Raw genomic sequence first — 24219 nt, forward strand, 5'->3', positions numbered from 1 at the left:
CTACTGCGCCGAGGCGGCCGCGAACGGCGTCGCCGAGGCCGGCTGGGCCTTGCGGTTGGGGTGTTTCCACAGGCCCCGGCGCTCCAGCAGCGGCAGCACGCCCTCGCCGAACCAGTACGCCTCTTCCAAGTGGGGATATCCGGACAGGATGAAGTGGTCGATACCGAGGTCCGCGTATTCGGCCAGCCGTTCGGCGACCTCTTCGTGCGAGCCGACCAGCGCGGTGCCCGCACCACCGCGCACCAGGCCGACACCGGCCCACAGGTTGGGCGCAATCAGCAGCTCACCACTCTTGCCGCCGTGCAAATTCAGCATCCGGCGCTGCCCCTCGGATTCGCTGCGCGACAGGCTGGCCTGCACCCGCTCGATGTCGGCCGGGTCGATGGCCGACAGCAGCCGGTCGGCTTCGGCCCACGCTTCCTCTGCGGTGGGGCGGCTGATCACGTGGATCCGCAATCCGAATTGCAGGGTCCGGCCGGCCTCGGCGGCCAGCCCACGAATCCAGTCCAATTTCTCGCTGACGGCAGCCCGCGGTTCACCCCAGGTGAGGTACACGTCGGAGTAGTTGGCGGCCACTGGCCCGGCCGATCCCGACGATCCGCCGAAGAACACCGCGGGTATCGGGTCGGGCGGGTTGTTGAGCTGCGCACCCTCGATACGGATGTGCTCACCGGCGAACGTCACCGGCTCCTTCGAGGTCCACAGTTCCCGCACCACATGCAGGAACTCGGCGGTACGCGCGTAGCGCGCTTGTTTGTCCAGGAAATCGCCGTAGGCCTGTTGTTCGTGGGGTTCGCCGCCGGTGACGACATTGAGCAGCAGCCGTCCATCCGAGTGCCGCTGGAACGTGCCGGCCATCTGCGCGGCCAGGGTGGGGCTGAGCAGTCCCGGGCGGAATGCGACCAGGAACTTCAGCGTCTCGGTGCGCTCGATCAGCATCGCCGTCGTCAACCAGGCGTCTTCACACCACAAGCCGGTCGGGGTGAGCACCGCCTCGAAGCCGTTGTCTTCGGCGGCCGCGCAAATCTGGTGCAAATAGCGCAACGTAGCGGGCCGGTCGCCCTGCATCGCGGTGCCGTGCCCGCCGGCAACGAGGTTGCGCGAATCCCCGTACGTCGGCAAAAACCAATGAAATGCCAGACTCATCCAATCCTCTTCCGCTCTTGATCAGCATTCGGTCGACTGTCGTGGCCACACACGAAAGCTCCAGCCTCCCGAAGCTCGCCGCGGCGCGCGAGGGTTGAAACCTGCCAGATTCGATTCCCCCCGACGGTGGACGTAACTGCTCGATAAATGCCGCGTCACAAAGCCCTTGCAAACGGCGTGGCAGGGTCGGAAAACCCCAGTGCGCGCGGCATTATGGCCCTCGTGCGTGATTTGAACCGCCGCGCGGTGCTGCGAATGGGCGCCAGTGCCAGCGCTGCGGCAGCAGGCGTCTGGGCCCTGAACGCCTGGCTGGATCCGCTGGAGCCGCAGGCACAGCCGCAGTCGCCCGGCCCTTTCGAGCCGTCGACCGCGAGTAGCAACCTGCCCTCCAAACTGACGGGCTCGTTCATCTCAAAGGCGCGCGGCGGCGTCAAGACCAATTGGGTGATCGCCCTGCCGCCCGGACAGACCTCGCAGAGCGGGCTGCTGCGCCCGGTGATCGCGTTGCACGGCAAGGACGGCGACGCAAACATGATGCTCGACTGCGGTGTCGAGGACGCCCTGGCCCGGCTGGTCAAGGAGGGCAGGCCACCGTTCGCCGTGGTGGGCGTCGACGGCGGCTCCGATTCCTACTGGCACAAACGGGTCGACGGCAGCGACTCCGGCGCAATGGTTCTCGACGAGCTGCTGCCGATGCTGGGTTCGATGGGCCTCGATACGTCCCGGGTGGGCTTCATGGGCTGGTCGATGGGCGGGTACGGCGCGATGCACCTGGGCGCCAAGCTGGGGCCGTCGCGGACCGCGGGGATCTGCGCGATCAGCCCGGCGCTGTACACGTCCTACACCGATAGCGCACCCGGGGCGTTCGACAGCTACGACGATTGGATGGCCAACAGCGTGGTGGGCCTGCCGGCGTTAACGCAGATCCCGCTGCGGGTGGACTGCGGCACCTTCGATCGCTTCTATCCCGCCACCCGCCAATTCGTCAGCCAACTGCAAACGCCACCGGCAGTGAGCTTCACTGTCGGCGGCCACGACATGACCTGGTGGCGTTTGCAGTTGCCCGGCGAGATGTCCTGGCTGGCCACCTAACCGAGGCACCCGAAAGAGGTATGACAGTCCGACCGGAAACCGCGACCAGCCCGCCCTCGCCAGCGGGCGCTGACCCCACCCACCAAGTGCAGCGGCGCGGGTTCCGCCCGGACATCGAGGGCCTGCGGGCCGTCGCGGTGGTTGCCGTCGTGCTCTATCACGCAGGCGTACCCGGTACCGCCGGCGGCTTCATCGGCGTCGACGTCTTCTTCGTCATCTCCGGCTTCCTGATCACCGGCTTGCTCTGGCGCGAGGTCAGCACCACCAATACCGTTGCATTGGGCCGCTTTTACGGTGCGCGGGCCCGCCGCCTGTTACCGGCAGCGGCCACCGTCGGCGTCCTCACCGCCATCGCGGCGGCCGTCGTGCTGCCGCCGTTGCAGGCGCGAAGCGTCTTCACCGATGGCATCGCCAGCGCGCTGTACGTCGGCAACTACCGGTTCGCCACCCGGGGCACCGACTACCTGAACGCAGACATGCCCTCGCCGTTCCAGCACTACTGGTCCCTGGGCGTCGAGGAGCAGTTCTACCTGGTGTGGCCAATGCTGATCATCGGCACCGCGTGGCTCGTCGGACGCGTCCGGCGCGGCGCCGCGGCACAGGCGGCGCCCTACGCGGTGGTGCTGGCATTGGTCGCCGCGGCCTCGTTGGCGACAGCCGTGCTGTTGACCCGCACCTCGCCGCCGTGGGCGTTCTTCTCGCTGCCCACCCGCGCCTGGGAGCTCGCCGCCGGCGGCCTGGTCGCGCTGTCGATCCAGCAGTGGCGCCAGCTGCCGCTGCTGCCCGCGGCGATCGCCGGTTGGGGCGGCCTGGCTCTGATCCTGCTGACCTGCACCCAGCTGGGCCCCACCACCCCCTACCCCGGCACCGCGGCGCTGCTACCCGTGCTGGGCACCGCGCTGGTGATCGGCAGCGGCTGTGTCACCCGCAGCCTGGGGGTCGGTCGCCTGCTGTGCCACCCGGCGATGCGAGCGATCGGACGGGTGTCCTACTCCTGGTACCTATGGCATTGGCCGGTGCTGCTGCTGATGCCGCGGCTACTGGGTGAGCCCGCCGGCCTGCCGGCTCGACTGGCCGCGACCGCCGTCTCCGCCGGGCTGGCGGTGATCACCTTCCATCTGGTGGAGAACCCCGGCCGGTTCGCCGCTGCCCTGCGCCGGTCGGTCAAAGCCAGCCTGGCGGTGGCCGGGGTCGCCAGCGCAGCCACCGCGTCCGCATGCCTGTTGTTGCTGACGGTGATACCGGTTCCGGTCGGTCACGGTCCGGCCGCATCGAGGGCCAATTTCGCGGCGCTGCCCTCGACCGCCCCCGTCGCTCCACAGGGGGCGGCGGTTCAGCAGGCCTTCGCGCAGGTGCGCGACGCCGTCGCGGCGGGAGCGGGGCTGCTGGCCGTCCCGTCGAATCTGGACCCGCCGCTGGCCCAGGCGCCGGCCGACAAGGCGGCCGTCTTCGTCAACGGCTGCGTGCGATCCTGGCGCGACGCCGGGCAACCCGAGTGCGCGGCAGCCGACATCGGCTCGCCGACGACGGTCGCGCTGATCGGCGACTCGCATGCAGCGATGTGGAGCCCGGCGTTCCAGCAGGTTGCCGAGCAGCGGCACTGGCGGCTGGAGACGCTGGCCAAAGTGACCTGCCCGATGCAGGACCTGCCCATCGACAGCCCGTATCTGGGCCGCGAGTACACCGAGTGCGAACAGTGGCGCGGCCAGGTCATGGCCCGCGTGGCCGCCGAACACCCGCGTCTGGTCGTGCTGGACATGAGCCGGCGCTACGGCAGTGACTTCGGCTTTGCGTCCTACGATCCGGCGTGGCTCGACACCTTGGGTCGCACCGTCGCAGAGCTGCGGCGCACCGGCGCGACCGTCCTGGTCCTCGGCCCTGCCCCGGATCCGCAATCCCCGGCGCCCACCTGCCTGTCTGGGCACCTCGAGGACGCCACAGCCTGCGCGCCGAACCGTTCGGTCGCGGTCGACGACGGCGGTATCTCCGCGGAGCAGGCGGCGACCACCGGGAACGGCGGTCACTACGCCGATCTCACCGACCTGTTCTGCACCGCCGATCGCTGCCCGATGATCGTCGGTAACACCCTGGTGTTCCGCGACGACAACCACGTCACAACCGAGTACGCGCAACTGCTGGCACCGGTGATGGGCGCACTGGCCGACGATGCCATAACGGAGGGGTGACGTTGCGATGTCTTTCTTTGCAAATGAACCCCACCGCAATTCCGAACGTGTTAGGAATGAAAGGGTTTTGGAGGTTTGAAATGTCCCCGCTGTTGCTGGTCTGCATCGCGGCTGCTACGCCAGTCGTCGGAATTGGTTGGATGCACGTGCAAGCACGCCTGGAGCAGTGGGACTACGAGCGGCACGCAGAAGACTGAGCGCTAACTTTGGCGCGTAAAGCCTTGCGCGGCCGGTATTTTGGCGGGGAGCCAGCCCGCTGAAATTGCGAGCGCTTCCTCACCTGAACAGTTGCGTGCGGATCAGCGGTGCAATCTTGTCGGCCAGATATCGATGCCCGGCGTCGTTGGGGTGCACACCATCCGGGCCGATCAGGTCGGGCCTGTCGACGAACCAGTGAGCGCCGATCGGGTCGACGAACGCCGCTCCCGCAGCCCGTGCCTCAGCGTTGAGCACATCGCGAATCTGCAGTACCGAATCGGGCACATCGGCGGTCGGCCACGGCGGACCGATCACCAGGAACCTCGCCGCCGGAGCGAGAGTGCGCGCGAGGTCGAAGGCGTCGCGAGCCCTTCCGGCCAGTAGGCCGGGGTCGGCGCCCTGGTCGTTGCGGGAGCCGAAGAACACCACCAGCACGTCATCGGGCTTGGCCGCCCTGGCTGTCAGATCCTGAAAGACGCTGCCGTGGTCGCCGGGCACCACGTAACCGGCTCTGCCCTCAGCCGCCACATCCGCGGCGATCTGCAGTCCACGTTTACCGAGGGTCTGCCAGGTAAGAGAGGTCCACGATTTCGGGCCCAGGCCGCCCTCGTCGGTGCCGGTCGTATACGAGTCGCCGACCACCGCGATGTGGGTGAGCCGCCCATCGAGCGTCAACGTGTCGTAAGCCCGCACGCTTGCCGGGTGTGCCATGTCGTGAAAGAGCACGCCGACCAGCAGAGCGAGATTGACGACGAACACGGCCAGACGACTCACCCCAACCTCCCCCCTGCGCACGGCATGGCCGTGTGATGCACCCCAATCAACGGAATCGTACGAACAACTGACCCGAACTGACCGTAAAACGCGCTGTGGCACCCCTGTGATCCACGCCGAAGCCGATCAGCAAGGCTCAAACTACCAGTGCGGCGCGACCAACGCTGCCGAATCCGCGTCCGAGAGGTTTTGGGGCACAGCATGATTCGTCGACACTGAGGCGGCGGTCACACCGCGCGGACGGTGACCGGTTCCAGCCCGCCGTCGATCGGGTGGACCTTGCGGGAGGTCGCGGGCCGGACGTCGACCATCCTGCGCATCCAGCGACGGGCGGGTTCCTCCACGAAGTGGTACAGCAGGCTGGAAAGAGCCAGGGCGATCGCGAAAAGGCCGATGACGTTCCATTTCCAGGGGGAGTCGGACTCCCACGGCGTGAGCGTGAATTGGTCAACCGCCCAACCCCAAGAGGTGTGCACCAGCTCGTGCACCATGTACAGGCCGAACGAGATCTGCCCGCCGTAGACCATCACCCGGGTGGACAGCAGCCTGGGCAGACTGCCCAGGCCGACCGCCAGCGTGATCACCAGCGGAATGAACAGCACGTCGACCACCCCGCTGCTGTCGTTTTCCACGACTCCGGAGATCGGGTGTGCGTTGAACCAGTAGAGGACGCCCACCACGGCAGCCAGCAGAAGCAGCGAGAGGTACCCGGCGATGTGGCGACCACGATCGCTCAGCCGCAATCGGCGCACGGCAGCGCAGGCCAGCGCGCCGGCGGCGAACTGGGTCACGATCCGCGGCAGCCAGCTCCACGGCGTGTAGAAGTGACCGCTGGCCAACAGCATCACCACCGGCGGGAGTGAGGCCACCACGGCCAGCCACATCAGCGTCCGCGCCCGGGTGGCCAGCTTCATCCGGAAGATCACCAGCGCAAGCAGGCCGAACAGCAGGTAGGCCAGCCATTCCGCGCTGATCGACCAGGCCGGCCCATCCCAGCTGGTGCCGTCGAAGAACGGCTCGAACCACAACTGTATGAGCAGCACCTGCCGCACATAGCTGATCGCCGTGAGCGAGCTCGCTTCGGGCAGCGGGGTGTGGCCGACGTGCAGCGACAGGATCACCAGCAGCGCGGCCAGGTGCATGGTGACCAGGTACACCGGCCACACCCGGGCCAGCCGCAGCCACAGGAAGTGCAGGGTCTCGCGCGTCGACCAGGACCGGCCCATGCGGTCGAGGTAGTTCCAGCTCAGCACGAACCCGCTGAGGATGAAGAACAGATCGACGCCCTGCGCGCCGCAGTTGAGCACCGGCGCAAGGTCCTCGCGGAAATCGGGCGAGATGTCGCTGAGCATCGGCCGGAAATGAAACAGCACCACCCACACCGCTGCGACGATGCGAAGTCCCGTCAGGGCCTTGATTTCACCCTTGATCTCTCGGCTGCGCACGACGCTCTTTCGGTCTGGACTTTGCAGTTTCGTTGGCCTTCTCACCCGGCTGACCTGGCGTTTTCGCCCTATCACAAGCCCCCCGACTCGCAACTGGCAGCCAGAGCAGCCTAACAGCGTGGCAGCCCGGATCGCGTGACGGCGGCGGTGTGGCCGCGTCGCTGACCTACGCGCGCTGTGTGGTCAGCTTTTTAGCAAACAGTTAGACGTAACTACCGGTCTCCTTAACTTTGGCGGGGAACGTAGTAGTTAGCTTCGGTCGGCGTTGTGTCGGCCTTCGCAACATTGGGGAATGGAGTGCTCATGACGATCGCGATGAGCCGACAGGGCAACGGCAGCTTCGAATGCAGCGGCGCCCAGATTCGGGCACAGTGCCGCCACCTTGCGACAGTGGTGTCGATCCGGGGCGAAATCGACGCGGTCAATGCTGATCGGGTTCGTGACTACATCCGCCGTTTCACCCTCGGTACCAACTCTTTGTTGCTCGATATGACCGAGGTGAGTCACTTCGCCGGTGCCGGTATCGCGTTGTTGTATGGGTTCGACGAGGACTGCCGCGCGGCTGGGGTGCAGTGGACATTGGCCGCCAGTCCGGCGGTGAGCGATCTCCTGGACGACGACGACCACGAGGCCGGATTCCCGATTGCCGGGTCGGTCCGCGCGGCGCTGCGCAGCCTGGCCGACGCGATCGTCAGCCGGCGTCAGCTGGCGCTACCGCTGATCAAGCACACGGCCTAGCGAGCACGCCACAGCCTCGCAGTCCCGACGACTGCCAGCACTCCGGCGATCATCGCCAGCAGCATCGCCAGCAGCAGCAGCTGAGGATCATAAACCAACGACGTGGTCGGCGGTTGCCCGTCCATGATGGGCGCGACGCCCACGATGTGACGCGCATGCGACCAACTCGCCCCGACACCCACCAGCGCCGCGCAGGTCAGGCCGAGTTCGACCAGAGCCCGGTAAGAGGCGATCACTGCTCCGACCCGTCGTCGTCGTGATGATCGAGATCCGTGGCGTCCGATCGGGCCGGCTCCACCCGCTCCTGCACCAGCGGGGTCAGCGCGTCGCGAAGGTGACGATGGCGTCGCGCCCAGGCCTGCGCGGAACGGCCCTCGGTGAGCTTCAGGCCGATGCCCGTACGGCCGCGCGGCACCCCGAACAGTTCACCGAGCGCCCGCGACTCCTGCCACTTCGCCAGCGGCTTGTCGGACTTCACCGAATTCTCGGGCTCGGGAAAGACCTTGACGATTTCGCGCAACAGGATGGTCTCGGTGCCCTGACGCAAGGCGTCGTGGGTCAGTTCGACGGAAACATGGATCCGCGCGGCCTTTATCTGCAGCCCGATGAACGCCGACACCATCACCAGAAAGATCGCCGGGACCCACAGCGATATCGCGGCGCCACTCCACATTTCAATCAGGATCATCGACGCCGCGGCGGCGGGACCGCTCAGCACCCAAAGCCAGCTGGCGCCGGGTTCGTAGAACAGCGGCTTGGGGTTGAACTCCCTCGCTGTGGTCATTGGAGCCTCATCCCGCAAGCCAACCCGCCGCTTCGGCGGCCCAATAGGTGAGCACGATATCCGCTCCGGCACGGCGGATGCTGACCAGTGATTCCAGCGCCGCGGCGCGCCCGTCGATCCAATTGTTCGCTGCCGCAGCGCAAATCATCGCGTATTCCCCCGACACTTGGTAGGCGGCTACCGGCACCGGCGACACCTCTGCCGCGGCCGCCACCACGTCAAGATAGCCCATCGCGGGTTTGACCATGATGATGTCAGCGCCCTCGTCGATGTCCAATTCAATCTCGCGCACCGCTTCGGCGACGTTGCCGGGTTCCTGCTGATAGGTGCGACGATCACCGGACAGGCTGGAGCTCACCGCTTCCCGGAACGGCCCATAGAACGCCGAAGCGAACTTCGCGGCGTAGGCCAGGATCACCACGTCGGTGTAGCCCGCGGCGTCCAGGCCGTCGCGAATGGCGCCCACCTGCCCATCCATCATCCCGCTCGGACCGACCACGTGAGCACCAGATTCCGCTTGCGCCACAGCCAATTTCACGTAGCGGCTCACGGTGGCGTCGTTATCGACCCGGCCCCGCGCGTCGAGGACGCCGCAGTGCCCGTGGTCGGTGAACTCGTCGAGGCAAGTGTCTGCCATCAACACCGTGGAGTCACCGAGATCCTTGGCCAGGTCGCGAAGAGCGACGTTGAGAATGCCGTCAGGATCGGTACCCGCCGAGCCGGTTGCGTCTTTGTCCTGGTCGCGGGGCACACCGAACAGCATCAGCCCGCCCACCCCGGCCGCCACGGCGTCGGCGGCAGTGCGGCGCAGCGAATCCCGGGTGTGCTGCACGACATCAGGCATAGACGGGATCGGCCGCGGTTCGTCGATCCCGTCGGCGACGAACATCGGCAGCACCAAATGCCTTGGCTCCAAGGATGTTTGCGCCACCAAGCGACGCAACGCGGGGGTGGAACGGAGCCGACGCGGGCGCTGCCGCGGGTAACCGCCCCCGCTCATGAGTGGCGACCCGCTGCGCCCGGCTTCGCCGAGCTGGCGATCGCCATCTAGCGCCTGCGGCTCTTCTTGCGCGGAGGTGGCAGCGCGCCCTCGGCGCGCAACCGCGCGGCATGTTCGGCCAGCGCGTCGACCAGTGGGCCGATGGCAGCCGTTTCGGGCTGCACATCCACCCGCAAGCCGAACTCGGCAGCGGTCTCGGCAGTCTTGGGGCCGATGCAGGCAATGATGGTGCGCGCGTGCGGTTTACCGGCGATGCCGACCAGGTTGCGCACCGTCGAGCTGGAGGTGAAGCACACCGCGTCGAAGCCACCCGTCTTGATCATTTCGCGGGTAGCCGCCGGCGGGGGTGCCGCGCGCACCGTCCGGTACGCGGTGACATCCTCGATCTCCCAACCACGTTCGCGCAGTCCCTCGGCCAGCGTCTCGGTGGCGATGTCGGCACGCGGCAGCAAGACCCGGTTGACCGGGTCGAAAATGCTGTCGTAGGGCGGGAAGTCGTCGAGCAGACCAAGCGAGGACTGTTCCCCGGCCGGCACCAGCTCGGGGCTGATCCCGAAGGCCCGGACTCGGTCGGCCGTCGACTCACCGACGCAGGCGATCTTCACCCCGGAGAACGCGCGGGCGTCCAGCCCGAATTCGCCGAACTTCTCCCACACCGCGCGTACCGCGTTGGTGGAGGTGAACACCACCCACTGGAACCGACCGTCGACCAGTCCCTTGACGGCCCGTTCCATCTGGGCGGGACTGCGCGGCGGCTCGACGGCGATGGTCGGCACCTCGACCGGCAGCGCGCCGTACGACGTCAACCGCTCGCTCATCTCGCCGGCCTGGTCCTTGGTGCGCGGCACCAGCACGGTCCAGCCGTAGAGCGCGCGGCTCTCCCACCAATTCAGCTTCGAGCGACTGTGCACCGTCTTGCCGATGGTCACCACCAGCGGTCCGGTCAGCGGGCCCGCGGGGTCGCCGGCGCCGGCCACGATCGCCGGATCGGTCAATCCGTGCAGCGTGGTTTCGACCGAGCGCTGCTGACAGGTGGTGCCCTGCGAGGTCACCACGCACGGCGTGGTCTCGGCCAGCTCGTGCTCGATCAGGGTGCGGGCCGCGTCGGCCAGATGCGTCGGGGTGGCCTGCAGGATCAGCGGTCCGGGAGCCGCCGCAAGCGCCTCCCAGTCCACGTCGCCACGCACGTCGGCAACCGTGTGCGAGGAGCCCAGCGGTAGGCCCGCATAGGTCGGCACCGCGCTGGTTGCGGACAGGCCAGGCACGATCTCGATGTGCAGGTGAGTGCGCGCGACGGCATTCACCTCGCTGATCACCGCGTCGAGCGTCAGGGGGTCACCGGCCACCAGGCGCACCACGTCGACACCCGTGCGGGCCTCGGCGGTCAGCGTCTTGGCAACATCGGCGGGCTCACCCAGCGCCGGGCGGATGTCAGCGCCGCCGGACAGCACCGTGGGCGCAGCCTGAGGCGGATCGCCGTCGGGTGATCCATCGGCCGGCCCGGGGGGCGGTTCGGCAGGTGCCGGGCCCGAGACGGGCGGCAGGTCCCTGCCGATCAGTGCCAGCACCGGTGCGGGTACGTCGGGATCGGTGAACACCAAGGCGGCGTTGGTCAGTACGGTCGCCGCCCGCGTGGTCAACAATCCCGGGTCACCCGGGCCGGAGCCCACGAACGTGATGCGGCCCGGTCTCGGCTTGCGCCCTCGCGTCGTCATTGTCGCTCCCACGTCACTCTCATTCAGTTTCCTTGCGCGGAATCTCGCCGCGCCTCTCCGATCAGCTCTCCGGCGCCCAACTCCAACAGCTCCGCGGCCACCGAGAGCCCCAGCTCTCGTGCCCGCTCGGGGGCGCCGATGCCGGACGCACGGATCACGTCGGATCCATCCAGCGCCGCCACGCAGCCGCGCAGCGACAGCTCGTCGAAGACGCGACCGTCCTCATCGATGGACTCGACCACCTCGGCGATCGCTCCCACCGGTGCGGAGCAACCCGCCTCCAGTTCGGCCAACAGAGTTCGTTCCGCGGTGACCGCCACGCGCGTCTCGGCGTCGTCCAACTCCGCCAGCACTGCCGCTAGTCCGCTGTCACTGGCACGGCATTCGACGGCGAGCGCTCCTTGAGCCGGTGCTGGCAACATTTGCACCGCCTCTAGCGTCTCGGTGACATCAGCGAGACGGCCCAGCCGGGCCAGACCGGCCCGGGCCACCACGATGGCGTCAAGATCACCACTTCTTACCCTGTTCAACCTGGTATCTAGGTTGCCTCGTAGGGGGCGGATTTCCAAACCGAGACCCAATGCTCTAAGCTGCGCGGCCCGCCGCGGGGACGACGTCCCCACCAGCGAACCTGCCGGCAACTCCCCGAGCACCAGTCCATCGCGGGCCACCAGCGCGTCACGCGGATCGTTGCGGGTGGGTATCGCCGCGATCGTGAACCTGGGGTCGTCAGCGGTGGGCAAATCCTTGTGCGAATGCACAGCCGCGTCGACACGGCCATCCTGAATGGCCTCGCGCAATGCGGTGGTGAAAACGCCCACACCCAGACTTTCGATGGGCGCCGACGACTGGTCACCAGCTGTGCTGATGATCACCAACTCCGCGGGGTGGCCGTTGGCGATCAGAGCGTCTCTGATGAGGGAGGCCTGGGTGGTGGCCAGCAGACTGCCCCGCGTACCTAAGCGGATCACGTGCGCCAATCGACTACTCAGCGGATTGCTTTGGGCCGCCGGGCGCCGGATGGGTGTGGGTGCCAGCATCGAATCCCGTTGACACCACTGGCAATTCACCCGCCGTGGCGACGGCGTCGACGGCGGTCTGGTCGAGTTCGAAAAGCTCGCGCAGGGCTTCGGCGTAACTGTCGCCGCCGGGGGCGCTGGCGAGTTGCTTGATGCGGACCGTGGGCGCGTGCAGCAACTTGTCCACCACCCGCCGGACGGTGCGAGCAACCTCCTCGCGCTGGCCGCTCTCCAGCCCCGGAAGCCGGTTTTCCAGACGCAGCAACTCCGCTTCGACGACGTCGGCAGCGCGCTGGCGCAACGCGGTCACCGTCGGGGTCACCTCGGCCATCCGCTGTCCCGCCAGATAGGCGGCAACCTCGGCGGCCACGATGTGGCGCGCCTGGTCGACGTCGCCGGCAGCGGCGTGAGCCGCGGGTTCATGTTGGATGCGGTCCACGTCGACGACCCAGACACCCGGGAGTCCGGCCACCGCGGGATCGACGTCGCGGGGCATGCCCAAGTCGCAGATCAGCAGCGGGCGGCCAACTTCGTCGCGGTGCCCGCCAGCCAGCGCGTTGTGGACGTCGGCCAGGGAAACCACGGGGCTCACCGCGCCCGTACAGCTGACCACGACGTCGGCGTCCGCCAGTGCGTCGGCAAGCCGGTCAAGCGTCAACGCCTGAGCTCGCACGCCCGATTCGCGGATCTTGCGGACCAGCCGTTGTCCGCGGGACAGCGACCGGTTGACTACCAGGATCTGGTCGATGCCGGCACGGATCAGGTGTCCCGCCGACAGTGCGCCCATCGCCCCGGCGCCGACGACCACCGCGGTTTTGCCCGCCAGCCCGTCTACCTTGCGTTCGGCCATGCCCAGCGCGACCGAAACCACCGAGGCACCGGCAGCGTCGATGGCAGTTTCGGAATGCACCCGCTTACCCACCGACAGCGCGCGTTGGGCCAGCTCGTGCAGCACCCGCCCGACGGTGCGGTTGGCCTCAGCGGCCGTGTAAGCCCTGCGCACCTGACCAAGCACCTGCTGCTCGCCGACCACCGCGGAGTCCAGACCGCTGGCAACGGCGAACAGGTGCTCGACGGCCGCCTCGCTGTAGCGCACGTAGGCGTATTTGGTCAGGTCGCCCATCGACATTCCGGAGTATTCCGACAGCACCTGCCCGATTACCGCCAGCCCGCCGTGGAACGCATCGACCACCGCGTAGACCTCGACCCGGTTGCAGGTCGAGAGCACCATGGCCTCGGTGACCAGCGGCGATTGCAAGACACGATCGACGATCTTGTTGCGATCGGATTCGTCGATGCTGAGCTGTTCCAGAACGGAGACCGGCGCACTACGGTGCGAAACCCCGAAGAGCAAGATGCTCACGGCAGCATCACCTGGCCAGCTCCCTCGCTACTCCAGTAACCAAACTGGTGTCTACGGTAATGGTTTATTCGGTGGGCTACCAAATAATGAGTCAGCTCCGACCAAGCTCTGGGCCCGCAGCGTTAACGGGCAAGGTCGGCACGCAGCCGCGGTTCGTCGATTTCCCAGTAACTGTGCTCGCGGCTATCCAGCAAAATCACCGGCAGACGGTCGCCGAACTCGGCCCGCAGCCCGGGATCGCCAGCCGCGGCCGCGGTGTCGACGTCGGTGGTAGCGAGGTCGAAATCCAGCTCTCCGGCCAGTTCAGCAAGCCGCGCGTAGGCCCGCGCGCAAACGGTGCATCCCTCGCGGGTCAGCAGCTCCACCTTCGGGCGGCCCGTGGCCTGAGTCATGGCACCAGTGTGGCATCGGCGCCGAGCCGCGAGCCGGCGTCGGTGGCCTCAGGGTGAATTGTGGGCCGGGCCGCCGATTATTAGGTTGCGGCTATGGCTGCCGAGACCAATCTGCGCGTCGATCCACTGGTCATGCATGGATTTGCCCAGGCGCTGCGCGGCGGTGCCGAGAGTCTGCGCAATCAGCTAGCCGAGCTGGACGGCCAGGTCGGCGAGATGCTGGGCGGCTGGCAGGGCGGATCGGGCAGCGCCTACTCCCGCGCGTGGGAGCTCTGGCACCGCGGGGCTCGCGAGGTCGAGACCGGATTGTCGATCCTGGCGAGCGCGGTAGCCCAGGCCGGTGCGGGTTTCGAGCACAACGAAGCTGTCTCCACCCAAGCGATTCGGCAGGTGCACGATGGTTGACGCATTTCGGGTAGATCCCCAGGCGTTGTCCGACGCGGTGCAGCGGATGGCCGAATTTCAGCGCTATGCCGAAAGCGCGATCACCGAAATCGACTCTCTGGTAAGCAATTTGCACGCCACGTGGTCGGGTGAGGCGGCGACAGCCCACGCACAAGCCCACCAACATTGGGCTCGCGGCGAGGCGATGATGCGCGCGGCGCTGGCTCAGTTGCGGACGGCGGGCACGACGGCGCACGGCAACTACACGGGCGCCATGTCAACGAATTTGGCGATGTGGTCGTGAGCTAATGGCCCCCCTGGGAGTCGACCCGGTGGCTCTGGACGGAGCAGGCTCCGAGGTGGTCACCGCCGCCGAGGGGTTGGCATCGGTGATCTCGACGTTGATCGCGGCGCTGTCGGGATGTGCCGGGATGGCCGGCGACGATCCCGCCGGCGCTGCGCTGGGCCACAGCTACGATAGTTCGGCATCCAAGCTCGTCGACGCGATGGTGACCACCCGAAATGGGTTGTGCGGACTCGGTATTGGTGTGCGGATGTCGGCGCACAACTACTCGCTGGCCGAGGCGATGTCCACATTGGCGGCAGCGGCAACCCGTTGCCGACGCCGCCCTCGCCCGGACCGACGTCAGCTGGCTCTCCGCCGTCGTCGGCCGAAGGCAGTGACGGCGCACCGCCGGGCTGGGGTTGGGTGGCTCCGTATCTCGGGATGATCTGGCCGAGTGGTGATTCGGCGAAGTTGCGCGCCGCGGCCGCCGCATGGAGTGCGGCGGGCACCCAGTTCGCGCTCGGCGAAATCCTCGGAACCGGCGCTCCGATGGGAGCTATTCGCGCCCAACACATTCCGGAGGGCGCGGACATCGATCGCGCCTTCTCCGATGCCTATAGCAGCACTACCAGCCTCGTACAGCAGTGCCAGCAGATCGCGGCCCAGCTCACTAGCTATGCGGCCAAGGTCGACAAGGTGCATGCGGCGATCCTGGATTTGTTGGCCCGCATCTGTGATCCGCTGACCGGGATCAAAGAGGTCTGGGACATCCTGACCGACGAGGACGAAGACGAGATCAAAAAGATCGCCGACGACATCCGCACGGTGGTCGACAACTTCCGGGCCGAGGTGCAGGCACTGGAAGCTCAGATCGCCGCCACCCTCGCCGAGGCGACGACGATCGTCACCACGATGGCCGACTATGCCTCCCGGCAGTGGGATCAGTTCCTGCACAGCACGAGCGTGGGCCACGCCATCGATCGTGTTGGCCACGGCGCCAAAGAGTTTGGCGACGAGGCCCTCGGATTCGGCAAGGGGTTACGGGGCATCAGTCAGGTGCGGCTTCTGTTCGACCCGGTGGGCTACTTCCACGATTTGAACGGCATGGTCCTGGGTGCTGCGCCGCTCGTCGGCTTGGGCCCCGACGGTGCGCCATCGGTCTGGGACTCGTGGAAAACGGCGGGCAAGGATGTCTCCCACTGGGACCAGTGGGACACCGACCCTGCCGGGGCCTTTGGGCGGACGCTGTTTGACGTCGCCACGTTTGCCCTGCCCGGCGGGCCGCTCTCGAAGTTGGGCACGAGGAGCCGCGCCGCTCTCGATGCGATCAAGGGCTTCAAGAAGCCGCCGGTGCCCAAGCTTCCGGAACCGCCAGCGATCAAGCCGCCCGAGGCACCTAAGCCGCCCCCAGCACCCGAACAGGCGCCCGGCGCCAAGCCGCCGGAACCGGGGAGTCCCGCACCACCGCCCAAGCCGGGCCCAGCCCCGACCGGCACCCCGCCGCCGCACAGCCCAACCGAGCCCAAACCGCCAGCCCCGCCGCCGGTTAGCGCGGGCAAGCCATCGGTACCCGCGGAATCCTCGCCAGTTCCCCATCCGCATGAGTCCGTGCCCGCCCGAGTGCCCGTCTCACCGGGCGGGAGTCCGGGCGAACCGGTTCCCAACACCGCGACCCCAGCGGCGTCTGCGCGTACAGCTTCTCTGCCCTCGGCTTCTATGCCCTCAGCGCCGCATCTGCCGTCACCGGCGTCGGGGCCCATGGGCGGCGGAGCCCCCGCCGAAGCGCCACTCCCCCACGGCGGGGCACCCCAGGCCGGCGAACCGGGCGCGCATGAACCCCACCAACCCCCGCATCCCCCGGGCGAAGGCGATGGTCCGCCACATCAGCCCGGCGACGGCAGCAACCATCCAATCCCAATGAGCGCCTTGACCTCGGGTGATCTGTCGGCACTGGCCGATTACACTGGGTCTGGCTACCAAGACCTAAATAACGCTCTGAGGAGCGACGCATTGGACGCATCTCAACAGGCGCGTATTGACGCACTAAATCGAGCGTTGGAGAAACTCCCGGCGTATGAAGGCCCGGTCGTTCGTGGCACGAACCTCCCGCCTGAGGTACTCGACGGTTATGAACCCGGCGAAGTCATTACGGAACCCGCATTCATGAGCACCACGACGAATCCTGCGGTAGCGCAGTCGCCAACATTCGGCGGGAATGTCGAGTTCCGGATTTTGTCCACCACAGGGCGAGATATTTCTTCTGTATCGATGTTCCCCGGCGAGGAAGAGATCTTATTTCCACCCGGCGCAAAATTCTATATTCTAAGTAAAACAGTGGACCCGCAAACAGCTCGAACGATTATCGAAATGATTGAGCGATAGGTAATTCATGATCTGCAAAAAGAAAGGGGAGCTTTCAAGATGAGCAAGAAAATTGCTGGGAAGACCTTTTCCACGCCCGAGGAAGCCGGCGTTACGCCGCCAACAGAGGCGGAGGTGGCACGCGCAAGGAAGCTCTTCGACGAGTTTCAGCGAAAAGTGGACGCTGTAGAGCCGCAAGATCGAGTCAAGGAAGTCTCACCAAAATTTTGGGACGACGTGTCGGGCACTGAGTACGACAAGCAACAAAAGAGCTGAAAGGTTCGACGCCTGATGACGCCGTCCGCTCGAGGACTCCAGCAGGCAAAAGAGTAAACCGTTGACGACCCTGTTGGAATTTTTTGTGAAGTACCTGGATTTCTTGTACCTGGATCCGAGTTGTCGAATTACCGATTCCAGGACGTCGGGCGTCGCAACTAACGGGGCGTCATTGACGCTGACAAATTCACTCACGAGCTGGCAGATCTCTAATGACCGTGGACAGATCCTGTTCGGGGTCGCTCCGACTAAGTTAGCAGCCGAGCCGCGAAACTGGTTCCGGCTATCGACCATTCGAGAGCACCTCGATAATTACGATGAGACGAACACGGTGTCTGCAACTGGGCAAGCGGTGTGGGCCCGCAATAACCTTGGTCGGATCGACGAATTGTTTGCCGACGCTGCAGCGTCCGAGTCTTGCGAGGAACTTACGGCGCTGGAAAATGCGAACGCAGTAAAATACTGGGGTCGGCCATAGACGTAGAACGGGCGCGACGCATCGACCCACGGATACCAAACCCTAAGTCCCCGAGGATGTTTCGGCAACTGAGCCGAACGCTGTCAGGCTGGCAGCCGTCGTGACACCAAACGATGCCAGAGGCGTAAACCTGCCCCCCGCATCTGCCGGATAGGGTTGATAGCGGCCGCAACACCGGCCACCGGGCGGCACGGCGAGCTAGGAGGAGTGGCGATGACTTCCCCTGAGTCGGGTGGGTCGAACGGCACAGACCCCGCCGTCCGAGTTGAGCTGGAATCGGTGGTCGCCAACGCCAGCGCCGCCCGTGCGCTCGAGGGTTTACAGGAAGCGGCCGCCGCCGAGGGTGGCCCGCAGCCGCCGATCGACCTGACCGCCGCCGCGTTCTTCGACGTGGATAACACGCTGGTGCAGGGCTCCTCCGCGGTGCATTTCGGTCGCGGCCTGGCCGCGCGCAACTACTTCACTTATCGCGACGTACTCGGATTCATCTACGCGCAGGCCAAGTTTCAGCTGCTCGGCAAGGAGAACAGCGACGACGTCGCCGCTGGTCGGCGCAAAGCCCTTACCTTCATCGAGGGTCGCTCGGTCGAGGAGCTGGTCGCCCTGGGCGAAGAGGTCTACGACGAGATCATCGCCGACAAGATCTGGGCCGGCACCCGCGAACTCACCCAGATGCACCTCGACGCCGGCCAGCAGGTGTGGCTGATCACGGCAACGCCGTACGAACTCGCCGCGACCATCGCGCGCCGGCTGGGCCTGACCGGTGCGCTGGGGACGGTCGCCGAATCGGTCGACGGGATATTCACCGGCCGCCTGGTCGGCGACATCCTGCACGGCCCCGGCAAGGCGCACGCCGTGCGGTCGCTGGCGATCCGCGAGGGCCTCAACCTCAAACGTTGCACGGCCTATTCCGACAGCTACAACGACGTCCCCATGCTGTCGCTGGTGGGCACGGCGGTCGCCATCAACCCCGACGCCCGACTGCGCGGCCTGGCCCGCGAACGGGGATGGGAGATCCGCGACTTCCGAACCGCCCGCAAGGCCGCCCGGATCGGAGTCCCGTCGGCACTGGCGCTCGGCGCCGCGGGCGGTGCGCTGGCGGCGTTGGCGTCGCGCCGCCAATCACGCTGATAAGCTGCGCCGCTGAGCAACAATTCGAGTGGAGAGCGGCAAAGCCATGACAACTCCAGTAGGAGCCGAAGGGCTCATCGGCAGCCACTATCGGGCGCCGGATTACTTCGAGGTCGGACGCGAGAAGATCCGGGAGTTCGCGGCCGCGATACAAGACGACCACCCGGCGCACTTCAGCGAGGCTGACGCCGCCGAGGCCGGGTACCCGGCCATGGTGGCCCCGCTGACGTTCCTGGCGATCGCGGGACGGCGCGTGCAGCTGGATATCTTCACCAAGTTCAGCATCCCGATCAACATCGCCAGAGTCCTGCATCGCGACCAAAAGTTCCAATTCCATCGCCCGATGCTGGCCCACGATAAGTTGCACTTCGACACCTATCTAGACTCGGTGATCGAGTCCCACGGCACTGTCATCGCGGAGATCCGAAGCGAAATCACAGACGCCGAAGGGAAACCGATCGTCACCAGCATCGTTACGATGCTGGGCGAGGCGGCACAACAAGAAGCCGGCGCTGAAGCAACCGTCGCCGCAATTGCGTCCATATCAGCCGGAAAGTAGGGTCGATTTAATGACGTCCCAGGGGGAAAAGGGTGGCACCACCCAGCTAAAGCCACCAGTCGAAGCAGTCCGCTCCCACTACGACAAATCAAACGAGTTCTTCAAGCTCTGGCTTGATCCTTCGATGACCTACAGCTGCGGCTACTTTGACGAGAATCCGGACCCGCAGCATCTGACCAAGACGCTGGAAGAGGCGCAGTACGCCAAACGCAAGCTCGCGCTGGACAAGCTGAACCTCGAGCCCGGCATGAAGCTGCTCGACATTGGCAGCGGCTGGGGCTCGACGATGCGGCACGCGGTGCAGGAGTACGACGTCGACGTGATCGGCTTGACGCTCAGCGAGAACCAGTACGCCCATTGTGTGGCCGAGTTCGAAAAGATGGACAGCCCCCGCCGTAAAGAGGTGCGGATCCAGGGCTGGGAAGAATTCGACGAGCCGGTCGACCGGATCGTGTCGCTGGGTGCGTTCGAGCACTTCGCCGACGGCGCAGGTGACGCCGGGTACGAGCGCTACGCCACCTTCTTCAAGAAGTACTACGACTTGCTGCCCGACGACGGCCGCATGCTGCTGCACTCGATCGTGGTACCCACCGCCGAAGAGGGCAAAGCGATGGGCTTGAAGGTGAATATGACCCTGCTGCGGTTCATCAGTTTCATCCTCAAGGAGATCTACCCCGGCGGTAAATTGCCGCAGATCAACCTGGTGGACAAGTATTCGACCGAGGCGGGCTTCAAGATCGAGCGTCACCACGAGATCGGTAAGAACTACGTACCGACGCTGACCGCCTGGGGGGATGCCCTCGAGGCGCACAAGGATGAGGCGATTGCCCTAAAGGGGCAGGAGACCTACGACATCTACTTGAAATACTTGCGTGGCTGCTCGGATCTGTTCCGCGACGGCTACACGAACGTTTGCCAGTTCACGTTGGTCAAGTAACCGCTTGCACGTAGAACGCCCCGGTGCCGACTGGCGCCGGGGCGTTTGCATATCTGCGGAATGCGCCCGCCGCCGGATTGCTCAGCCGCCGGATTGCTCAGCCCAAGAAAATGTTGCGACGCCCGGCCAACAGCCGGTACAGCGTCTGCTGGATCGTCTCGCGCACCTGATCGGTCAACTCGAAGGTGACCATCGGGTCCTCGGCGTCTGACGCGGCGTAGTCGCTGGTGTAGATCGGCTCACCGAACGCGATACGCCACTTCGACGGCAGCGGCACCAGGCCCGCCGGACCGGCCAACGGGAACAGCGGGGTGACCGGGAAGTAGGGCAGGCCGAACAGTCGCGCCAGTAGCTTCACGTCGGTGAGCATCGGGTAGATCTCTTCGGACCCGATGATCGAGCAAGGAATGATCGGCGCTTTGGTGCGCAGCGCTGCCGTCACGAAGCCGCCGCGTCCGAACCTCTGCAGTCGATAGCGGTCCTCGAAGGGCTTACCCAAGCCCTTGTAGCCCTCCGGGAACACCGCGGTGAGTTCGCCGGCGGCCAGCAGTCGGTGCGCATCCGTGGTGCAGGCCATGGTGTGGCCCGCCTTGCGCGCGGCTCCGCCAATCAGGGGTAAGTCGAACACCATGTCGGCGGCCAGCAGCCGCATGTCCCGCTGGGCCGGATGCTCGTCGTGCACCGCGACCGACAACATCAATCCGTCGAACGGCAACACCCCGGCGTGATTGGCCACCAACAGCGCGGCACCTTCGCTCGGCAGGTTCTCGATTCCGCTGACCTCGACCCGGAACCACGACTTGAAAAAGAATCTCAGCAAAGGCCGAACGATGGCGTTGTTGAAGTGCGGATCGAACCCGAACTCGTCGACGGTGTAGTCGCCCGTCAGTCGCTGGCGGAAGAATCCGGTGACTGCGGCGACCTGTTGGGCAAACTCGTTGAGCGGTGCGTCGGCTGACGAAGTCGAACCTCCGCCGCGGCGGTGCTCGTCGATTTCGCGAACCACTGCGGCGACCTGTTCGGCCGACGCGCCGCCGTGCGGATCGGCCAGCAACGAGGGATGTTGACGCGAGGCATCGGCACGTTGGACGGCTCTCCGGCGAGCTGCTACGCGACCCCTATTGCTATGCAGGGGAATAACATTCGCTCTGGTTTCACCCGCCACGATATCTACCTGACCCCACTCCACGGAATTGGATTTCGGCTACCCCAGCGCTGCGCTAAGGCTATGGCGCGACCTTCCATGGAGCGTACCCGATGCGGGTCAATTATGGGAGTCAAGCCACGACCGCGAACATAGTCATCAAACGCCTCCGCCGTCGTCCATTTCGGCTGGTAGCCGAGCTCGGAGTGCATCCTCGCGGTGTCCATGACTCGGCCATAACTTAGGTAATTGAATTGTTCACGATTGATCTCGGTGTAACGATTAGCCCGTCTCAGCGAATCCAGCGCCCACACACCGAAACCGGGTACCGGCAACGGAATCCGGCCCGCCCGCCGGATCGCCTGCGACAGCATGACGATGCCCTCGGCCCCGACGTTGAAGGTGCCGGCCTTGCCGGCCATCGCCGCGCGTTCGAGCGCACCCAACGCGTCTTGCTCGTGTAACAACTGCAATCGCGCGTCGCGGCCGAACATCGTCGGGACCAACGGTCCGGCCAGATACCGCGACAGCGTGGTGTCCATCGCCGGGCCAATCATGTTGGCCAGCCGCAGAATTGTCACCGCGATATCGGGCCGGCGGCGGCCCAATCCGCGCACGTACCCCTCGATGTCGAGGCTGTCCTTGGCGAAACCCCCGCGCAGGGGCCGACGGCTACTGCTGTCTTCGGTGAACATGACCGGATCGCGCGGACTCGACCCGTAAACCTCAGAGGTCGATTTCAGCACCACGCGGCGAACCGAGGGCGCTTTCTGACAGGCCGCGAAAAGTTGCATCGCGCCCATCACATTGAGTTCCTTCAACGCCGCCGTACCGCCGGAGCGCGGCGCATACGACGCCGCCGCGGCGTGCACCACCGTGTCGACGTCGCCGTTGCGAATCACCTTGGCTATGAAAGGATTCCGGATGTCGGCGCGGACGAACTCCGCCCGTCCCATCCGGCGCAGCATGTCCTTACTGGGGGCGATCGCATCCACGGCGATCACCGCTTGAATCAGCGGATTCTGCGCCAGCCGAGCAGTCAGGTAGCCGCCGAGAAAACGGCACGCCCCAGTGACCAGCACCACCTTGGGGTAGTGCATGGTGCTATCCGTGCTGTCGCCCGTTCCGGCGCTGCCCCCGCTCGACGAATCCACTCGAGTAGCCTAACGGCCGCGACAAGCCGCGGCGTTATGGCCGCGCGCCGGTCGACGAGTACGGAATATTGGCGGGACGGGACTTACTTGCCAAGTTTTCTGCGCTGCACCCGTGTGCGGCGTAGGAGCTTGCGGTGCTTTTTCTTCGACATACGCTTGCGCCGCTTCTTGATTACTGAACCCATGAACTCCGCTATCTGACCCGTGACCGCTTCTTAAGGACTGCTAAAGGACCAGGCCACTTTACCCGGCTGGACGCACCGAACACCAAACCGCCGGTCGCGTGACCACTCAAACGGCCACACGCCATGCTCGGCCTTGACCCGGTCCACCGCCGTCGCGCGGCGGGGCTTCGGCTCAGCCCGCGTCGAAGTACGACGTCTCCAACATGTCGTGGACGGCCTTGGCGTGCACCCGGAAGGAACGACCAACCCGAACCGCCGGCAGCTCGCCGTTGTGCACCAAGCGGTAAACCGTCATCTTGGAGACCCTCATCAGGGCCGCCACTTCCGCGACGGTGAGAAATTGTGTCCTGGCCTGCTGGCTATCAACAGAAGCGGTGTCCCGCTTTCCAGCGGAATCTCGCGCCGATGGCCCGTTCGTAGACGTCATCGCAACCCAATCATGTCAGGCCCACGCAATGCCATCGGCTTCCCCGCCGCAGGCACCCACACGGGCATACACAAGGAGAATAGCGGGACTAGTGTGGTTACTGGTACTGGTGGGGGATAATCATTTTGAAATCCTTAAATTATTCACTTGTAATTCTTAGCTGCTCAGAGCGCTTTTTGGCGGCCTGAACAGCCGCGTCGACGGCGATCCGAAGGCCCCCTCGTTCGAGTTCGCGCAGCGCAGCGGCGGTCGTACCGCCAGGCGAGGTCACCGTCGCGCGCAGCTGCGCCGCGGTGGCGTCCGCCGGTCTCCCCAGCGCCTCACCCCCAGGTGTCGGCGGCTCTTGATCCAGCCGTTCCAGTAGCAATGCCGCCGATCCGGCCATCGTCTGCGCCGTCAGACTGGTCGCCACGTCCCGGCTCAGGCCCGCCGCGACGCCGGCGTCCACCAGGGCCTCGACCATCAGGAAGAAGTACGCGGGACCCGAACCCGACAGTGCGGTCACCGCGTCCATTTGCGATTCCGGGACAGTCAGCACGCCGCCGACGGCGTCGAACAGCGCGGTGACCTCCTCGAGCTGCGGGGCAGTGACGAAGCGGCCCTTGGCCAGGGCGGTCACCCCCGCACCCACCACTGCCGCTGCGTTCGGCATCGCCCGGACCACCGGAGTCCCGGCCGGCAGTTTGGACTCGAAGTAGGTGATCGTGATCCCGGCCGCGATGGTGACGAAAACCTGCTCGGCGCTGTCGCCCTCGGCTGCGCCGGCAAGCCGGGCCAGCTCCCCCATCACCGACTCGACATCGGCGGGCTTCACCGCGACGACGACAAACGTCGCGTTTTCCACGGCATCGGTCAGCGAAGTCGTCACCAACACCGAATAGGTTTCGGCCAGGTACTTGGCGCGCTCGGGCACCCGTTCGGCCACCACCAGGTCTTTGACCTGCCGCCCCGCCCGAAGAAGGCCCGACAGCAAGGCCTCGCCGATGCTGCCACCACCGATGATCGCGATTCTCGCCATGCCGAAAGCATCGCAGACAGCCCGGCG

General features: G+C 65.9%; 26 protein-coding genes. 11 read left to right on the plus strand and 15 right to left on the minus strand.

All coding sequences use genetic code 11. The features are described 5' to 3' along the window. Entirely contained in the window at positions 1 to 1146 is a 1146-nt protein-coding gene (locus ACTXG5_RS02280; protein WP_445162153.1) for an LLM class flavin-dependent oxidoreductase, read from the minus strand. Positions 1147 to 1359: 213 nt separating this feature from the next. Here ACTXG5_RS02280 and ACTXG5_RS02285 point away from each other — a divergent pair, with 213 nt between their 5' ends. Beyond that, positions 1360 to 2238 (plus strand): alpha/beta hydrolase, encoded by an 879-nt coding sequence (locus ACTXG5_RS02285; RefSeq protein ID WP_445162154.1) that lies wholly within the window; start codon positions 1360 to 1362, stop codon positions 2236 to 2238. A gap of 20 nt (positions 2239 to 2258) precedes the next feature. After that, positions 2259 to 4424 (plus strand): acyltransferase family protein, encoded by a 2166-nt coding sequence (locus ACTXG5_RS02290; protein WP_445162155.1) that lies wholly within the window; start codon positions 2259 to 2261, stop codon positions 4422 to 4424. Between the two features lie 276 nt (positions 4425 to 4700). On the opposite strand, the gene ACTXG5_RS02295 is transcribed toward ACTXG5_RS02290, so the two are convergent. Together ACTXG5_RS02295 and ACTXG5_RS02300 are read right to left on the minus strand one after the other, a co-directional pair. Next, positions 4701 to 5396 (minus strand): Rv0518 family GDSL lipase, encoded by a 696-nt coding sequence (locus ACTXG5_RS02295; protein ID WP_445162156.1) that lies wholly within the window; start codon positions 5394 to 5396, stop codon positions 4701 to 4703. Between the two features lie 227 nt (positions 5397 to 5623). Further along, positions 5624 to 6841 (minus strand): acyltransferase family protein, encoded by a 1218-nt coding sequence (locus ACTXG5_RS02300; protein WP_445162157.1) that lies wholly within the window; start codon positions 6839 to 6841, stop codon positions 5624 to 5626. A gap of 303 nt (positions 6842 to 7144) precedes the next feature. Between ACTXG5_RS02300 and ACTXG5_RS02305 the strand changes: the two genes are divergently transcribed. After that, a complete protein-coding gene (locus ACTXG5_RS02305) occupies positions 7145 to 7579 on the plus strand; it encodes an STAS domain-containing protein (RefSeq protein WP_445162158.1) in 435 nt (144 codons plus the stop codon). Here ACTXG5_RS02305 and ACTXG5_RS02310 read toward each other — a convergent pair. From ACTXG5_RS02310 to ACTXG5_RS02340, 7 genes are all read right to left on the minus strand, one after another. Beyond that, entirely contained in the window at positions 7576 to 7815 is a 240-nt protein-coding gene (locus ACTXG5_RS02310; protein WP_445162159.1) for a hypothetical protein, read from the minus strand. The two genes, ACTXG5_RS02305 and ACTXG5_RS02310, sit on opposite strands and share 4 nt — an antisense overlap. After that, complete coding sequence (locus ACTXG5_RS02315; RefSeq protein ID WP_445162160.1) at positions 7812 to 8363, minus strand: DUF3093 domain-containing protein; 552 nt, start codon at positions 8361 to 8363, stop codon at positions 7812 to 7814. The genes ACTXG5_RS02310 and ACTXG5_RS02315 overlap by 4 nt, the downstream gene beginning before the upstream one ends. A gap of 7 nt (positions 8364 to 8370) precedes the next feature. Further along, complete coding sequence (gene hemB / locus ACTXG5_RS02320; protein ID WP_445162161.1) at positions 8371 to 9363, minus strand: porphobilinogen synthase; 993 nt, start codon at positions 9361 to 9363, stop codon at positions 8371 to 8373. Between the two features lie 47 nt (positions 9364 to 9410). Continuing rightward, positions 9411 to 11078 carry a uroporphyrinogen-III synthase gene (locus ACTXG5_RS02325; protein ID WP_445162162.1) on the minus strand — a complete coding sequence of 556 codons (1668 nt, stop codon included), beginning with the start codon at positions 11076 to 11078 and terminating at the stop codon, positions 9411 to 9413. A 23-nt stretch (positions 11079 to 11101) separates the two neighbouring features. Beyond that, a complete protein-coding gene (gene hemC, locus ACTXG5_RS02330; RefSeq protein ID WP_445162163.1) occupies positions 11102 to 12049 on the minus strand; it encodes a hydroxymethylbilane synthase in 948 nt (315 codons plus the stop codon). Positions 12050 to 12062: 13 nt separating this feature from the next. After that, a complete protein-coding gene (locus ACTXG5_RS02335; protein WP_445162164.1) occupies positions 12063 to 13460 on the minus strand; it encodes a glutamyl-tRNA reductase in 1398 nt (465 codons plus the stop codon). Between the two features lie 122 nt (positions 13461 to 13582). Beyond that, positions 13583 to 13852 (minus strand): glutaredoxin family protein, encoded by a 270-nt coding sequence (locus ACTXG5_RS02340; protein ID WP_445162165.1) that lies wholly within the window; start codon positions 13850 to 13852, stop codon positions 13583 to 13585. A 93-nt stretch (positions 13853 to 13945) separates the two neighbouring features. Here ACTXG5_RS02340 and ACTXG5_RS02345 point away from each other — a divergent pair, with 93 nt between their 5' ends. From ACTXG5_RS02345 to ACTXG5_RS02380, 8 genes are all read left to right on the plus strand, one after another. Next, a complete protein-coding gene (locus ACTXG5_RS02345; protein WP_445162166.1) occupies positions 13946 to 14257 on the plus strand; it encodes a WXG100 family type VII secretion target in 312 nt (103 codons plus the stop codon). After that, positions 14250 to 14540 (plus strand): WXG100 family type VII secretion target, encoded by a 291-nt coding sequence (locus ACTXG5_RS02350; RefSeq protein ID WP_445162167.1) that lies wholly within the window; start codon positions 14250 to 14252, stop codon positions 14538 to 14540. The genes ACTXG5_RS02345 and ACTXG5_RS02350 overlap by 8 nt, the downstream gene beginning before the upstream one ends. Positions 14541 to 14544: 4 nt before the next feature. After that, positions 14545 to 14967, plus strand: a complete 423-nt coding sequence (locus tag ACTXG5_RS02355; RefSeq protein ID WP_445162168.1) for a hypothetical protein — start codon at positions 14545 to 14547, stop codon at positions 14965 to 14967. Next, complete coding sequence (locus ACTXG5_RS02360) at positions 14964 to 16904, plus strand: ADP-ribosyltransferase (protein ID WP_445162169.1); 1941 nt, start codon at positions 14964 to 14966, stop codon at positions 16902 to 16904. Before ACTXG5_RS02355 ends, ACTXG5_RS02360 begins: the two co-directional genes overlap by 4 nt. 39 nt (positions 16905 to 16943) lie before the next feature. Further along, complete coding sequence (locus ACTXG5_RS02365) at positions 16944 to 17159, plus strand: hypothetical protein (protein ID WP_445162170.1); 216 nt, start codon at positions 16944 to 16946, stop codon at positions 17157 to 17159. 691 nt (positions 17160 to 17850) lie between these two features. Beyond that, on the plus strand, positions 17851 to 18768 hold the full coding sequence (locus ACTXG5_RS02370) for an HAD family hydrolase (RefSeq protein ID WP_445162171.1): 918 nt from the start codon (positions 17851 to 17853) through the stop codon (positions 18766 to 18768). Positions 18769 to 18814: 46 nt separating this feature from the next. Next, positions 18815 to 19327, plus strand: coding sequence for an FAS1-like dehydratase domain-containing protein (locus tag ACTXG5_RS02375; protein WP_445162172.1), 513 nt, complete (start codon positions 18815 to 18817; stop codon positions 19325 to 19327). Positions 19328 to 19337: 10 nt separating this feature from the next. Further along, entirely contained in the window at positions 19338 to 20264 is a 927-nt protein-coding gene (locus ACTXG5_RS02380; RefSeq protein ID WP_445162173.1) for a cyclopropane mycolic acid synthase family methyltransferase, read from the plus strand. 97 nt (positions 20265 to 20361) lie between these two features. Here ACTXG5_RS02380 and ACTXG5_RS02385 read toward each other — a convergent pair whose 3' ends face one another. The 5 genes from ACTXG5_RS02385 to proC form a co-directional block, all read right to left on the minus strand. Next, positions 20362 to 21429, minus strand: coding sequence for a lysophospholipid acyltransferase family protein (locus ACTXG5_RS02385; RefSeq protein ID WP_445162174.1), 1068 nt, complete (start codon positions 21427 to 21429; stop codon positions 20362 to 20364). 5 nt (positions 21430 to 21434) lie between these two features. Beyond that, the gene (locus tag ACTXG5_RS02390; RefSeq protein ID WP_445164235.1) at positions 21435 to 22508 is read right to left on the minus strand and encodes an SDR family oxidoreductase; all 1074 of its coding nucleotides are present in this window, start codon (positions 22506 to 22508) and stop codon (positions 21435 to 21437) included. 137 nt (positions 22509 to 22645) lie between these two features. Beyond that, on the minus strand, positions 22646 to 22747 hold the full coding sequence (locus ACTXG5_RS02395; protein WP_003402602.1) for a 30S ribosomal protein bS22: 102 nt from the start codon (positions 22745 to 22747) through the stop codon (positions 22646 to 22648). A 172-nt stretch (positions 22748 to 22919) separates the two neighbouring features. Beyond that, positions 22920 to 23174: a cell division/environmental response transcriptional regulator gene (locus tag ACTXG5_RS02400; RefSeq protein ID WP_445162175.1), complete on the minus strand. Its 255-nt coding sequence runs from the start codon at positions 23172 to 23174 to the stop codon at positions 22920 to 22922. A 139-nt stretch (positions 23175 to 23313) separates the two neighbouring features. Next, positions 23314 to 24192, minus strand: coding sequence for a pyrroline-5-carboxylate reductase (gene proC / locus ACTXG5_RS02405; RefSeq protein ID WP_445162176.1), 879 nt, complete (start codon positions 24190 to 24192; stop codon positions 23314 to 23316). Between the last annotated feature and the right edge of the window lie 27 nt (positions 24193 to 24219).

This window comes from Mycobacterium sp. Dal123C01 (assembly GCF_052566995.1).